Origin of the sequence: Burkholderia sp. KBS0801, from assembly GCF_005937855.2 — a bacterium.
Classification (GTDB): domain Bacteria; phylum Pseudomonadota; class Gammaproteobacteria; order Burkholderiales; family Burkholderiaceae; genus Burkholderia; species Burkholderia ambifaria.
In genome coordinates this window covers 447,371-461,638 of record NZ_CP042178.1, presented here as the reverse complement: position 1 = coordinate 461,638, position 14,268 = coordinate 447,371, and the positions used below count along the sequence as shown (strand labels likewise).

The following is a 14,268-nucleotide window of genomic DNA, read 5'->3' as shown; positions in this document are numbered from 1 at the left end:
GGACGCGCCACGCCGAATTGGCGACAATCGCTGCTCCCCGCACCGCCTTCTTCGCCATGAAAATCGCCGCGCTGTCCGACATCCACGGCAACCTCGCCGCGCTCGACGCGGTGCTCGACGACGTGCGCCGCCGCGGCGCCGACCTGATCGTCAACCTCGGCGACATCGTGTCGGGCGCGCTCCATCCGGCCGAAACTGCCGATCGCCTGATCGCGCTCGACCTGCCGACCATCAAGGGCAATCACGAACGGCAACTGCTGAGCGGCGATCGCGAAACGATGGGGCTTTCCGATCGCTGGGCGCACGACACGCTGCGCGATGACCATCGCGCGTGGATCGCCGCATTGCCCGAACGCCTGACGCTCGACGACGACGTGCTGATGGTGCACGGCACGCCCGCCAGCGACCTCGTCTATTTCCTCGAAACGGTGACGCCCGACGGCTGCCGCGCGGCGACGCCCGATGAAATCGCACAGCGCGCGGGCGACGAGCCGGCGTCGCTGATCCTGTGCGGCCATACGCATGTCCCGCGGATCGCGAAGCTCGACGACGGCCGGCTGATCGTCAATCCGGGCAGCGTCGGGCTGCAGGCGTACACGGACGATCACCCGTATCCGCACCGGATCGAAACGGGCTCGCCGCATGCGCGCTACGCGATGGTGTCTCGCACGCCGGCCGGCTGGCAGGCCGAATTCCACGCGGTCGAATATGACTGGCACACGGCCGCCGACACCGCGGCAGCGCGCGGTCGCGACGACTGGACCGTCGCGCTGCGCACCGGTCGGTGCTGACGGATCGTCGCCGTTCCATCCCACTTCGTTCACCGGAAAACCGATCCGTCGTGCCTGCTGGCGTCAGGCAGCACCAAGCGTGCTGACAACCGCTCGCGAGCCGCCTCGCGCGGCATCGCATCACGCATCACGCAGCATTCGCCAGCGTCAGCCGCGCTTCGAGCCCGCCGCCATCCGTCCGGTTGCGCAACGTGAGCGTGCCGCCCATCGCGAGCGCAAGCTGCCGCGCGATCGCAAGACCGAGCCCCGTGCCGCCCGTCTCGCGATTGCGTGACGTCTCCACGCGCCGGAACGGTTCGAACACCGCGTCGAGCTGATCGTCCGGAATGCCGGGCCCGCGATCGCGCACCGCAATGACCGCGCCGCCGCCCGACGCCGCCTGCACGTCGATCTCGGCCGCACCGGCGAACTTCAGCGCGTTGTCGACGAGGTTGCCGACGATCCGGCGCAGCGCCTTCGGTCGCGTGACGAGCGCGAGCGGGCCGCCGCTGTGCAGCGCGACGTCCTGCCCCGCATCCGTGTAGTCGCAGACGATGCTGTCGAGCAGCGCATCGAGATCGATGCGGCGCGCGGCTTCATCCGTGCCGTGCAGCGTGCGCGCATAGGCGACGCCCTCCTTCACCAGATGCTCCATCTCGATCAGGTCCTGGCGCAGCTTCGCGCCCTGCGCGTCGTCGTCCATCACGTCGACGCGCAATCGCATGCGCGTGATCGGCGTCTGCAGGTCGTGCGAGATCGACGCGAGGATCTGCATGCGCTCGGCCATGTACTGCGCGATGCGGTCCTGCATCGCGTTGAACGCCCGCGCGGCACGCGCGACCTCCGACGGCCCGCTCTCGTTCAGGCGTTCGCCCTTCAGGTCGGGGCCGAGCGCGTCGGCCGCCCGCGCGAGCTGGTTCAGCGGCCGCGTCGCGAGCCGCACCGCGAGCCAGCAGCACGCGGCCAGCACCGCGAGCTGCAGCGCGAGCACCACCGGCAGCCAGCCCGACAGCGGCACGGTCGACATCGGGTGGATGTCGATCGTCAACGGCGAGCCGTCGGTCAGGCGCAGATGCACCTGCAGATGCTCGCGATCGCCGGGAATCGCGTTCGCCGTCAGCGGGTAGTCGCCGCCGATGCCGTCCGAGATCGACCGCTCGACGCGCGCCGACAGCCGCGCCTCGGACGGCGTGCCCGTCTCGCCGGGCCCGAGGATGAACGCGTAGCTGCGCCGCGCGAGCCGCGGCAACCACGCGGCGCGCTCGGCGGCCGGCAGGTGGTCGAGCAGCGCGACCGAGCTCGCGACCTCGCGCTCGATGTAGCCCATCATCAGGTTGGTGGTCGCCTGGTCGCGCTCCGTCATCGTGAGCCAGAACGACAGCGTCTGCGCGAGCGCGAGGCCCACGCACAGGATCAGCGCGAGCCGCGCGAACAGCGAGCGCGGCCAGTGCCGCAAGGTGCGCGCGCTCATGCGTCGCCTTCGACCGTGGTCACCGCCGACGAGAACACGTAGCCCTCGTTGCGCAGCGTCTTGATGTAGCGCGGCTCGCGCGCGCCGTCGCGCAGCCGCTGGCGCAGCCGGCTCACCAGCAGGTCGATCGACCGGTCGAACGGATCGGACTGGCGGCCCTGCGTGAGGTTGAGCAACTGGTCGCGCGTCAGCACGCGCTGCGGATTGTCGAGGAACACGCGCAGCAGCCGGTATTCGGCGCCGCTCAGCGCCACCAGCGTGCCTTCGGCGTCGAGCAGGTGGCGCCCCGTCGTGTCGAGCCGCCATTCGCCGAACGCGAGCATCTCGGCCGTCTCCGTCACCTGCATGCCGGGCGGCAGCATGCGCGCGCGGCGCAGCACCGAGCGGATCCGCGCCAGCAGCTCGCGCACCGCGAACGGCTTCGCGAGATAGTCGTCGGCGCCCATCTCGAGACCGATGATGCGGTCGGTTTCCTCGCCGCGCGCGGTCAGCATCAGCACCGGCACCGTGCGGAACTTGCCGGCGCGCAGATCGCGGCACAGCGTGAGGCCGTCCTCGCCGGGCAGCATCAGATCGAGCACGATCAGGTCGGGCGCGCCGTCCTCGAGCACGTTGCGCATCTCGCGGCCGTTCGCGGCGAGCGACACGCGCATGCCGTTCTTCTCGAGGTAGTCGGCGATCAGTTCGCGGATCGCGCGATCGTCGTCGACGATCAGTACGTGGTCGATCTTGTCCATGAGTCGGGGTCGTGAGGTTGCGGCTGGCGATGTCCGCCTTTATACCGCACCGCGGGCACGCATTTGTATCCCAATGTATCGCGCCGCCGCGACGACACACAACATTGCACGCACGCGGCTCGCCGGACACATCGCAGATACGTCGGCGCGGCCCAATGAGGGCTGTCGAAACCACTCCGGCCGACGCGATCGCGCGGCGGCCGGCCGAACCGGAGAACCGCCATGCTGCCCAGACTCAAGACTGCCGCCCTCGTGATCGCGATCGCCGCCACGGCCGGGCTCGCCGCGTTCGCCGGCACCCGCGACGACGCGGGCATGACGGCCTCGCTCGCCGGCACGCCGGCGCCCGACTTCACCGGCATCGAGCGCTGGCAGAACAGCGCGCCGCTCAAGCTCGCGCAGCTGCGCGGCAAGGTCGTGCTGGTCGATTTCTGGACCTACTCGTGCATCAACTGCATTCACACGATTCCGTACGTGAACGACTGGTACCGGAAGTATCGCGACCAGGGGCTGGTCGTGGTCGGCGTGCATACGCCCGAATATCCGTTCGAACGCGATCCGAAGAACGTCGCCGATGCGCTCAAGCGCTTCGACATCCAGTATCCGGTCGCGCAGGACAACCGCTACGACACGTGGCGCGCGTACGGCAACCAGTACTGGCCCGCGCTGTACCTGATCGACGCGAACGGGAAGATCGTCTATACGCGCTATGGCGAGGGCGGGTACGACAAGACCGAGGCGGCGATTCGCGAGGCGCTGGTGCAGGCGCAAGCCCAGGCGGGCGAAGGCACGAAGGGCGCGATGCGTACGCAGTAACGGGCGCCGGCCGGAGGCGCGGCAGGCGCCCCGGGCGATTCGCCGCCGCTCACTTGAGCTTCGCGTCCGCCTCCGCCAGCATCGCCTCGCCGATCGCGAGCTGCCCGCCCGCGATCAGCGCGTCACCCGCGCCGCGGATATCGTCGACCGCCTTGTTCTGCCCGAGCTTGCGCTTGCCGACGAGCCGCGTGATCTCGATCTGCAGCCCGACGATCGACTGCAGCATCGTGTCGAGATAGTCCTTCGGCGCGTCGGCCATCTTCCACGGCGCCGGCTGCGATGCCTCGTGCGTGCGGGTCAGCCGCGCGACCACGCCGCGCACGAACTTCTCGTCGTCGCGCACCGTGATGCGGCCGTGCGCATGCACGACCACGTAGTTCCACGTCGGCACCTGCCGGTGCGCGACGTGCTTGCTCGGGTACCAGTTCGGCGAGATGTACGCATCGCCGGCACGGAAGATCACGAGCACCTCGTCGCCGTTCACGACCTCCTGCCAGACCGGATTCGCGCGCGCGACGTGCGCATGCAGCTCGCCGAGGCCGCCGTCGCCCGGCAGCAGTTCGAACGGAATGTGGTTCGCGTCGAGCCCGCTCTTGCCGTGCGTGACGAGGCTGCCGAACGGATGCTGGACGATCAGTTCGCGCAGCGCGTCGGGGCGGGATTCGGCGAAATCGGCGGGGACATACATGGCGGCTCCACGGTCGGACGGGGTTCAGGAAGGAACGCGCCCGAAACGGGCGCGTGATGGCCCGATTGTGAGCGCTAACTGGTTTATTCTGTAGAGCCGCTTTCGAACAATTTCAGCAGACCAGAATCATGGCCAGGACCGCCCGGATCGTCGAAATCCCGTCGCTCGGCGCGCTCGACCGCGCGGCCGGCGACCTGAGCCGCCAGCTCGCGCAGGCGTTGCGGGACGCGGTGCGCCGCGGCGACGTGCGGCCCGGCGACACGTTGCCGTCCACGCGGCTGCTCGCGGCATCGCTCGAGGTGGCACGCGGCACCGTCGTCGACGCGTATGCGCAGCTCGTCGCCGAAGGCTTCCTGGAGTCGCGCGGCGGCGCCGGCACGCGGGTCGCGAACGCGCTGGCCGAGCCGCCGGCGGCCGGCGAACCACCGGCCGCGCACCCGCGCGCCGCGCACGCCGGCCTGCCCGAGCCGGCCGCGACGTTCGCGCGGATCGCCCGCGAATTCCGACCACTGCCGGCCGCGCCGTTCGCGATCTCGGTGCCGGTCGGGCTCACCGCGCCCGACGACATCTGGCGCCGGCTCGGCAACCGGCTGCGCGCACGCGGCGCCGGTGCGCCGTCCGGCTATGCGGATCCACAAGGCGCGTTGCCGCTGCGTGAAGCGATCGCCGACTACGTGCGCCGCTCGCGCTCGGTGCGCTGCAGCGCCGATCAGGTCGTGATCACGAGCGGCACGCAACAGGGGCTGCATCTCGCGAGCCAGGTGCTGCTCGGCGCGCACGATCGCGCGTGGGTCGAGAATCCCGCCTATCGCGGCATCACCGCGCTACTCGAGAGCACCGGGCGCCGCGACGCGATGGTGCGCGTGCCGGTCGACGCGGATGGCATCGACGTCGAGGCCGGCATCCGCGTCGCACCGGACGCACGCGCGGCATTCGTCACGCCGTCGCACCAGTACCCGCTGGGGATGCCGATGAGCATGGCGCGGCGCAACGCGCTGCTGGGCTGGGCGCGCACGCATCAAGCGTGGGTGGTCGAGGACGATTACGACAGCGAGCTGCGCTACGAAGGCTATCCGTTTCCGTCGCTGCAGGGGCTCGACCCCGAGCGCGTCGTCTATCTCGGCACCTTCAGCAAGATCCTGTTTCCATCGCTGCGGCTCGGCTACGTGATCGCGCCCGACGATCTGGTGCCGGCCTTCTGTGGCGCGCGCGTGCTGATGGATCGCCACGCGCCGACCGCGGATCAGCACGTGCTCGCCGCGTTCATCGCGGAGGGCCATCTCGACCGCCACATTCGCCGCGTACGCGGCGTCTACGCGGAACAGCGCGCGCTGCTGATCGAGACGCTTGGCGCGCGGCTGCCGCGCGAGCGCGCGTGGGTGCAGCCCGGCGATCAGGGCATGCACGTGGTGCTGTGGCTCGCGGCCGGGATCGACGATCTCGACGTAGTGGCGCGCGCCGCGCAGGCGGGCGTCGCGGTGCGTGCGGTATCGCCGATGTTCGCGCCGGGCACCGAGCGTCCGGGCCTCGTGCTCGGTTTCGGCGGGTTCGATCGCGCGCGGATGGAAGCGGCCGCCCAGCGGCTCGCGGATGTGGTGGGCGATGCGGCCGGCGTCGATTCATCGGACGAATCGCGACGACGCACGCGATCAAAGGTTGTGCGCGGGCAACAAACGTAATCGTCTGTAAATCCGGCGAGAAAACCGGCATTTTGGCAACAGCCGACGTTGCGCGGTTTGCTAGGATCGCGCCTTTCCGACCGCGCTCCCGCCGCCGTGAATCGCTTCCTGCTGTTTCTCCGCAATCTGTGGCTTCGCTGCCGTGACGGTGCCCGCGCGCTGGGTGCCGCCGCGTGGCGACGCCTGCGCCATCCGACGCGCCGCGGCGTCGCGCTGACGCTCGCCGCGATACCTGTGCTCGGCCTGCTGGTCCTGCTCGCGTTCGTGCCGTTCACGCCGAGCATCGGCGACATCCGCAAGGCGCGCATCGACCGCCCCGCGCGCGTGCTGTCGGCCGACGGCCAGCTGATCGCCGAATTCCGGCCCGTCAACCGCGAATGGGTGCCGCTCAAGCAGATCTCGCCGCACATGGTCGATGCGCTGATCGCGACCGAGGACCACCGCTTCTACGCGCATCACGGCATCGACTGGCGCCGCACGCTCGCGGCCGGCCTGCATACGTTCTCGGGCAGCCGCCAGGGCGGCTCGACGATCACGCAGCAGCTCGCGCGCAACCTGTATCCGGATGAAGTCGGCCGCGCGCCGACGCTCATGCGCAAGATGAAGGAGCTGATTACCGCGTTCAAGATCGAGACGGTGTACAGCAAGGACGAGATTCTGGAGACCTATCTCAACACCGTGCCGTTCCTGTACAACGCGTTCGGCGTCGAGATGGCCGCGCGCACCTATTTCGGCAAATCGGCGGACCAGCTCGACATCGTCGAAAGCGCGACACTCGTCGGGATGCTGAAGGGCAACAGCTACTACAACCCGGTGCTGAACCCGGAGCGTGCGGTCCAGCGCCGCAACATCGTGCTCGCGCGGATGGCGGCGATGGGCATGCTGTCGCCGCAGCAGCTCGCGCGATTGCAGCGCCGGCCGCTGCGCGTCGACTTCGAGCCGCAGACGGCACAGCCCGGCCCGGCCCCGCACTTCGCGGTGCAGCTGCGCAAGTGGCTGATCGCGTGGGCCGACCGGAACAACTACGACCTCTACTCGGACGGCCTCGTCGTGCGCACGACGCTCGATGCACGGCTGCAGGACATGGCGACGCAAGCGCTGACCCGGCAGACCGAACGGCTGCAGGCGGTCGCCGACGGCGCGTGGCGCGGCCCGTCCGGCTGCGGGCTGCGCAACGACCTGTTCCGCGGCTTCATCCGGCAGACATCGGACTACCGCGACGCGCGCGATGCAGGGCTCGCCGATGCGGCGGCACTGAAGCAGCTCGCCTCGAATCGCGCGTTCATGCAGGCGTTGTGCGAGCGCAAGACGCAGGTGCAGGCCGGTTTCGTCGCGATCGATCCGCGCAACGGCGCGATCCGCGCGTGGGTCGGCAGCCCCGATTTCGGCAGCGAGCCGTTCGATCACGTGATGCAGGCGCGGCGCCAGCCGGGCTCGACATTCAAGCCGTTCGTCTACGGCGCCGCGTTCGCGGACGGGATGCGCCCGGGCGATACGTTCGTCGACCGCCCCGTCGCGATCCCGATCGACGCGCACACCGTGTGGCATCCGACCGACGCGGAACCGCCGACCGACGCGCCAATGACGCTGCGCGACGCGCTCGCCCTGTCGCGCAATCGCATCACCGCGCAGGTGATGCAGCGCGAAGGCGCGGCCAGGGTCGCGCAGCTCGCGCGCGCGATGGGCGTGCGCGACAGCCCGCTCGACGCGGTGCCGTCGCTCGCGCTCGGCACGAGTCCCGTCACGCTGAAGGAGATGGTGTCCGCGTACGGGACGATCGCGAACCGCGGCGTGTACGTCGTGCCGCAGATGATCACGCGCATCGAGGATCGCGACGGCAAGGTGCTCGCCGCATTCGGCAGCGCGCCGCCCGAACGCGCGCTGCCGGTGGCCGCGGCGCAGACGCTGGTCGACGTGATGCGCGGCGTCGTCGATTACGGGACCGGTGCCGACATTCGCTCGCGCTACGGGATTCGCATCGACGTCGCGGGCAAGACCGGCACGACGCAGGACAACACGGACGGCTGGTTCATCCTGATGCATCCGCAACTGGTGGCCGGCGCGTGGGTCGGCTTCGACGACGGCAGCGTGACGCTGCGCAGCGACTACTGGGGTGCGGGTGCGCACAGCGCGCTGCCGATCGTCGGTTCGTTCTACGACGCGGCGCTGCGGGCACGGGCGATCGACCCGCATGTGCAGTTCTCGCCCGACTTCCGGCCGCGCAGCGCACCGGCGCCGGCACCGAAGCGGCGTCCGCATCCCGGGCTGTTCGACTGGTTGAAGATTTTCCGCTGATCGCGACGCCGCAACGGCACGGCCGGTCCGTCGACGCGGCCTGCGTGATCGCCTGAACGATTCGCCGGCCGGCTATTACGGCAGAAAGCTCAGCCCGCGGCGAGCGTTGCGGCCAGCGCATCGAACTCCGGCACCCAAGCCGCGCGCCATGCGGCCTTCGTGTCGTCGTCGACCCACGCGCCGTCGATCCCGTTCAGCACGAACTGCTTCAGGTCGGCGATCGTGAAGCCGAAATGGCTGAACATCAGCTCCCACGCCTCCGACGGATTCACCTTGTGCAGCGTCGGATCGTCGGTGTTCGGATGGATCTTCAGCCCGAGGCCCGGCATCTTGCGCATCGGATGCCGCTCCGCCCATTGGTCCGGCGGCAGCGTGCGCAGGTAGTACGAATTGGTCGGCACGACCGTGAAGACGATCCCGCGTTCCGCATAGCGCGCGCAGAGCTCGGGGTTGTCGACGATCGTATAGCCGTGATCGACACGATCGACGTGCAGCAGATCGACCGCCGTCTCGACGTTGCGCCACGGCATCCCGAACTCGCCCGCATGCGCGGTCGTGCGGAAGCCGGCTGCACGCGCGTCGCGATACGCCTTCCAGAACAGCTCGGGCGGCCGGTCGTTCTCGCGATAGTCGATTCCGAGCCCCGCGACTTCGTCCGCGCGATTCGCCTTCATCCAGTCGACGATCGCGACCGCTTCGTCCGGGTCCTGCTCGCGATCGATGCTCGGAATCAGGCGCGCGCCGATCCCGAAATCGCGCGCGGCATCGCGCATCCCCGTCACGATCGCGGCCTGCGCGTCCGCATACGCCATGCCCGACACGCGCACCGTACCCGTCGGATTCCAGAAGAATTCCGCATGCCGGACGTTGTGCGCGGCCGCATCCTCGAGATACTCGTATGCGATCCGCCGCAGATCGTCGGGCCGCGTGAGCAGGTATCGGTCGAGCGCGCGCAGCACGTGCAGCACGCCTACCGGCTTCTCGCCGCGCGCATAGAACGCGTCGATCTCCGCGCGCTCGATCGGTGCGCCGCTGCGCTGCGCGAGCGCGACGAACGTGTCGTGCCGCACCGCGCCGAGCAGGTGGCAATGCAGCTCCACCTTCGGCAGCGCGTGGAAGAAGGCCCGATGAGCGGCCGTGATCTCGATGCCCGTGCGCGCGGCCGGGACGTTGCCTGGTGTTCCCTTCATGTCTGTCTCGTTTGCGGTAGTGCCAATGCGTCGTGAAAACCGTCTCTCAGTGCGGCTTCACGACGGTCCAGAAGTAGTAGCCGAGCGGCAGCGCGAGCACGACGAGCCCCCACGACACGTCGCGCCAGCGGCCGGCCAGCAGCTTGACGAGCACGTAGCACAGCAGCCCGCCCGCGATGCCGGTGCCGAAGCTGTTCGACATCAGCGTGAGCAGCACCATCGACATCACGGGCAGTGCATCGGTGAAGTCGTCGAAGTGCGTATGGCGGATCGTCGCGAACATCGACAGCCCGATCAGGATCAGCGCCGGCGCGGTCGCCTCCTTCGGAATCGCGAGCGCGACCGGCACGAACAGCAGCATCGCGGCGAACAGCACGGCCGCCGCCAGCGACGACAGCCCGCTGCGGCCGCCGGCCTCGACGCCCGCCGCCGATTCGATCAGCGCGGTCAGCGCGGGAATGCCGAACACGGGGCCGAACGTGGCGGCGAGCGAGTCGACCAGGAACGGCCGGTTGATGTTCGGCAGGTTCCCTTGCCCGTCGAGCAGGTTCGCCTTCGCGCCGACCGCGAGCGCGGTGCCGAGCGTCGAGAAGAATTCCGCCGCGAAGAACGCGAACAGGTACGGCGCGGCCGCCAGCGTCAACGCGCCGCGGAGGTCGAGCTTGAACGCGATCGGCGCGATGCTGTGCGGCAGCGACACGAACGACGCGGGCAGATGCGTGACGCCGAGCGGCACGCCGGCAGCGGCCGCGGCGAGAATCGCGATCAGGATCGCGCCGGGCACCTTGCGCGCCTGCAGCACGATCGCGACCGCGAGACCGATCAGCGCGACGAGCGCACCCGGCCGCGAGAAGTCGCCGAGCGCGAACGCGTTGGTCTTCGCGTTCGCGACGACCATCCCTGCATTACGCAGCCCGAGCATCGTCACGAACAGGCCGATCGATGCGCCGAGTCCGAGCTTGATCTGCACCGGAATCAGCCGCATCACGACACCGCGCGCGCCGAAGATCGTCAGCAGGAAGAACAGCACGCCCGACACGCACGCAATGCCGAGGCCCGTCTGCCAGCCGACGTGTTCCGTCGTCGCGAGCGTCACGCCGATGATCACCGAGCCGCCGATGCCGGGTCCGACGAGGAACGGCAGGTTCGCGTAGAAGCCCATCAGCGTCGTGAACAGCACGAACACGATGATCGTCGCGGTCGTCGCCGCGCCGCGCTCCATCCCGCCCGTCGCGAGCAGCGACGGGATCACGACGAGCAGGTACGCGGCCGCGAGAAACGACGTGATGCCGGCGAGCGTCTCGGTGCGCACGCTCGTGCCGCGCGCCGCGAGCGCGAAGCGCCGTTCGAGCCAGTTGGCCGGCGTACGCGCCGGCATCGTGTCAGTCGCTGACATGGTGGTTCTCCTGTGATTCCGATTATTGTCCTGTGTCGGTCCGCGCGGCGCGGCCCTATACTGCCTCGTACCGCATCCGACCGTTATTGCCCGATGTCGTCCGACCGCTCGTCGCTGTTACCCGCACTCACGCTGCGGCAGGTCCAGCACTTCGTCGTCCTCGCGCATGCGCGCAGCTTCACGCAGGCCGCGCAGGCGCTGTCGCTCACGCAGCCCGCGCTCACCGCGTCGATCCGCCAGATCGAATTCCTGCTCGGCGGACGCCTGTTCGCGCGCACCGCCCACCGGCTCACGCTGACCTCCGCCGGCGAGGCCGTGCTGCCGCTCGCCGAGCGGCTGCTGAACCAGGCGCGCGGCACCTTCGACGACATGACGCGGCTCATCGGCGAACGCATCCAAACCGTGCGGATCGCGTTCATCCCGTCGGTCGCCGGCCGCCTGCTGCCCGCGCTCAACGCACTGCGCGGCACGCATCCGGCGCTGCGCTTCACGCTCACCGATCTGCCGAACAGCGCACTCGTCGAAGCCGTGCGCGACGGCGTCGCGGATCTCGGCATCGGCGTGCGCGAACCCGACAGCGACGACGGCACGCTGCACTACCAGCAGCTCTTCGAGGACGAGATCGTGATCGTCGTGCGGCACGACGATCCGCTCGCGGGCGCGAAGAGCATCACGTGGGCGAAGCTCGTGGACCGCGAGCTGGCCGTGTTCGTGCGCGGCAGCGTCAGCGAGTCGCTGCATCGCACCGGCGGCGCCGCGAAGCTGCGCCTGAACGTCGCGTACCGGATGGAATACACGGAGCCGCTGTATGCGCTCGCGCGCAACGGCCTCGCGACCGCCGTGCTGCCGAGCCTCTACACGATGCATCTGCACGATCCCGAACTCGTCGCGCTGCGTGTGGAGAAACCGCGCGTCACGCGTGCGATCTCGCTGATCTCGCTCGCCGCCGACGATCGCGGCCCGCACGTGCGCACCTGCCGCGAGTGGATTGCGAAGCACATCTGATTCGGTTCGGTGCGCGGCACGTCACGTTGCGTCGCGTTCAGGGCAGCTTCGCGATGCGCTCGGCGAGCGTCGCGTAGAAGCGGTCCGCGTCGACCTCGTTGATCCACGTCGCGTTCGGCGCGTGGCCGCTGCGCCCGTTCCAGTCGATCACCGTCTCGCCGAGCGTCCACTGCCCGGCCGTCTCGACGACGACGTTCACCTTGCGTCCGTTGAACAGCGTCGGATCGACGAGATAGCCGACCGCGGTCGGGTCATACATCGGCCCGTCGTCGACGCCGCGCCGCTTCCTGTTGTACGCGAGCTCGGCGTCCATGATGTCCGCGACGATCGCGCCGCAGCGGTTGCCGAGCGCGCGGAACGGCGCGACGCGCGCCGGTGTGATCGCCGCCTTCACCGCGACGTCGCGCGGCAGCACGACGATCGGCACCCCGCTGCCGAATACGATTTCGGCTGCCTGCGGATCGACGTAGATGTTGAACTCCGCGGCCGGCGTGATGTTGCCGCGCTCGAAAAACGCGCCGCCCATCAGCACGATCTCGCGCAACGCGCCGCGGATCAGCGGCGCTTCGACCAGCGCGGTCGCGATGTTCGTCAGCGGGCCGAGCGCGCACAGCGTCACGCTGTTCGGCGCCGCGCGGCTCAGCGTATCGACGAGGTACGACACCGCATGCCCGGCCGCGAGCGGCGCGCGCGGTTCGTGCAGCGCGACACCTTCGAGGCCCGTCTTGCCGTGCACGTTCGCGGCCGTCACGAGTTCGCGCACGAGCGGGCGCGGGCAACCCGCGAACACCGGCAGCGTCTGCGTGCGGCCGGCCCAGTCGCGGATGATCCGCGCATTGCGTTCGGTCAGCTCGAGCGGCACGTTGCCGGCCACGGCGGTCAGCGCGCGCACGTCGAGGCGGTCCTGCGCGCCCAGCGCGAACAGGATCGCGATGGCGTCGTCCTGCCCCGGGTCGGTATCGATGATCACCGTGCGGCGCGCGGCGTCGCCGCCGGCCGCGAACGCGCCCGTTTCGGGCAGCAGCGCGGTGCCGGCCAGCGCGGCGGACAGTTTCAGGAAGGTGCGGCGGGATGCGATCGGATGGGTCATGGTCGGGCTCTCAGAATACGTGCCGCACGCCCAGCGTCGCCATCATCTGGCGCGTGCCGGTCGAGCGTGCGTACGCGAAGATCTGCGCGTGCTGCGCGTCGCCGGCCGCCTGCTGCGCGATCACCGTCAGCGCGACGTCGGTGCGTTTCGACAGGAAGTAGTCGGCCTGCAGGTTCACCTGATGCCATTTCGGCCGCTTGTCGATCACGTCGTACTTGCCGTTCGTGAACGCATACGCGGCACCGAGAAAGAGCTGCGGCGTCATCGTATAGACGATGTTCACGCCGACGTTCTGCAGGTGCAGATGCGAATTGTCGAGGTAATCGTAGCGCACGTCGGTAAACAGCGCCGCGAACTGCGCGCGGCCGATCGTGTAGAAGCCGCCCGTGCCCACGATGCGCTGCCGGCTCGCGAATACCGCCGGCGACATCGCGCTCTTCGCGAAGATCAGGAGCGGCGAACCATAGTCGTTCGCGATCGCGCCGTCGGGATTCGTGCTGCTGTATGGATGGTTGTACTGCGCGTAGACCACGCTCCAGCGCAGCGGGCCGCGCTCGTAGCCGAGACCGAAGCTGTACGCGCTGTTGTTCGCGAAGCCCGTCGCGTTGCTGAAGCCGTACAGCGCGGTGAATTTCAGGCCGTAGTACACGGAGCTCACGTACTTCACCGAGTTCTGCACGCGGATGTCGTTGTAGCCGTTGTCGTTGTCGCCGATGTTCACGCCGTTGCTCGCGATGATCACGGGCCCGATGTAGTCGTGGATCGCGTCGTACTGGCGGCCGAACGTCAGCGACCCGTAGGTGCGGTCGGCAAGGCCCACGTATGCCATGCGCCCGAACTCGCGGCCGTTCTGCGCGGCCGTGCCCGTCATCACGTTGAAGCCGTTCTCGAGCTGGAAGATCGCCGACAGCCCCTGCCCGAGATCCTCCTTGCCCTTCAGCCCCCAGCGCGGGTTCTGATTCGTGCCGGACAGCGCCTGCCAGGCGTTCTTGCCGCCCTGGTTGGTCGCGTACCCGACGCCGGCCGAGATGAGACCGTACAGCGTGATGCTGCTTTGCGCACCGGCATGGGTCGCGAAGGCGCCGAGCATCGCGAGCGGAGCGAGCTTGTAGAGAGTTTTCATGCGGGTCG

12 protein-coding genes are annotated in these 14,268 nt (G+C 69.3%); 5 read left to right on the top strand and 7 right to left on the bottom strand.

Going from position 1 to position 14,268, the window contains the following annotated elements; translation table 11 throughout:
- Window positions 1-56: 56 nt before the first annotated feature.
- Window positions 57-791 carry a metallophosphoesterase family protein gene (locus tag FFI87_RS18870; protein WP_138849521.1) on the top strand — a complete coding sequence of 245 codons (735 nt, stop codon included), beginning with the start codon at window positions 57-59 and terminating at the stop codon, window positions 789-791.
- A gap of 127 nt (window positions 792-918) precedes the next feature.
- Here FFI87_RS18870 and FFI87_RS18865 read toward each other — a convergent pair whose 3' ends face one another.
- On the bottom strand, window positions 919-2,241 hold the full coding sequence (locus FFI87_RS18865) for an ATP-binding protein (RefSeq protein ID WP_012366834.1): 1,323 nt from the start codon (window positions 2,239-2,241) through the stop codon (window positions 919-921).
- Window positions 2,238-2,978, bottom strand: coding sequence for a response regulator (locus tag FFI87_RS18860; RefSeq protein ID WP_006750896.1), 741 nt, complete (start codon window positions 2,976-2,978; stop codon window positions 2,238-2,240). The genes FFI87_RS18865 and FFI87_RS18860 overlap by 4 nt, the downstream gene beginning before the upstream one ends.
- Before the next feature lie 222 nt (window positions 2,979-3,200).
- Between FFI87_RS18860 and FFI87_RS18850 the strand changes: the two genes are divergently transcribed.
- Window positions 3,201-3,794, top strand: a complete 594-nt coding sequence (locus FFI87_RS18850) for a thioredoxin family protein (protein ID WP_012366835.1) — start codon at window positions 3,201-3,203, stop codon at window positions 3,792-3,794.
- Between the two features lie 49 nt (window positions 3,795-3,843).
- Here the strand turns inward: FFI87_RS18850 and FFI87_RS18845 are convergent, their stop codons facing one another.
- Entirely contained in the window at window positions 3,844-4,482 is a 639-nt protein-coding gene (locus FFI87_RS18845; RefSeq protein WP_138849523.1) for an FMN-binding negative transcriptional regulator, read from the bottom strand.
- A gap of 128 nt (window positions 4,483-4,610) precedes the next feature.
- On the opposite strand from FFI87_RS18845, the gene FFI87_RS18840 reads away from it, so the two are divergent.
- Both FFI87_RS18840 and FFI87_RS18835 read left to right on the top strand, forming a co-directional pair.
- Window positions 4,611-6,161: a PLP-dependent aminotransferase family protein gene (locus tag FFI87_RS18840; protein WP_138849524.1), complete on the top strand. Its 1,551-nt coding sequence runs from the start codon at window positions 4,611-4,613 to the stop codon at window positions 6,159-6,161.
- A gap of 96 nt (window positions 6,162-6,257) precedes the next feature.
- Window positions 6,258-8,456, top strand: a complete 2,199-nt coding sequence (locus tag FFI87_RS18835) for a penicillin-binding protein 1A (protein ID WP_138849525.1) — start codon at window positions 6,258-6,260, stop codon at window positions 8,454-8,456.
- 89 nt (window positions 8,457-8,545) lie between these two features.
- Here FFI87_RS18835 and add read toward each other — a convergent pair whose 3' ends face one another.
- Both add and FFI87_RS18825 read right to left on the bottom strand, forming a co-directional pair.
- Window positions 8,546-9,646 (bottom strand): adenosine deaminase, encoded by a 1,101-nt coding sequence (gene add, locus FFI87_RS18830; RefSeq protein WP_138849526.1) that lies wholly within the window; start codon window positions 9,644-9,646, stop codon window positions 8,546-8,548.
- 46 nt (window positions 9,647-9,692) lie between these two features.
- On the bottom strand, window positions 9,693-11,042 hold the full coding sequence (locus tag FFI87_RS18825) for an NCS2 family permease (RefSeq protein WP_012366840.1): 1,350 nt from the start codon (window positions 11,040-11,042) through the stop codon (window positions 9,693-9,695).
- 93 nt (window positions 11,043-11,135) lie between these two features.
- Here FFI87_RS18825 and FFI87_RS18820 point away from each other — a divergent pair, with 93 nt between their 5' ends.
- Complete coding sequence (locus FFI87_RS18820; RefSeq protein ID WP_138849527.1) at window positions 11,136-12,047, top strand: LysR family transcriptional regulator; 912 nt, start codon at window positions 11,136-11,138, stop codon at window positions 12,045-12,047.
- 37 nt (window positions 12,048-12,084) lie between these two features.
- Here the strand turns inward: FFI87_RS18820 and FFI87_RS18815 are convergent, their stop codons facing one another.
- Window positions 12,085-13,137 (bottom strand): nucleoside hydrolase, encoded by a 1,053-nt coding sequence (locus FFI87_RS18815; RefSeq protein ID WP_138849528.1) that lies wholly within the window; start codon window positions 13,135-13,137, stop codon window positions 12,085-12,087.
- A 10-nt stretch (window positions 13,138-13,147) separates the two neighbouring features.
- Window positions 13,148-14,260, bottom strand: coding sequence for a porin (locus FFI87_RS18810; RefSeq protein ID WP_012366843.1), 1,113 nt, complete (start codon window positions 14,258-14,260; stop codon window positions 13,148-13,150).
- Window positions 14,261-14,268: the final 8 nt, after the last annotated feature.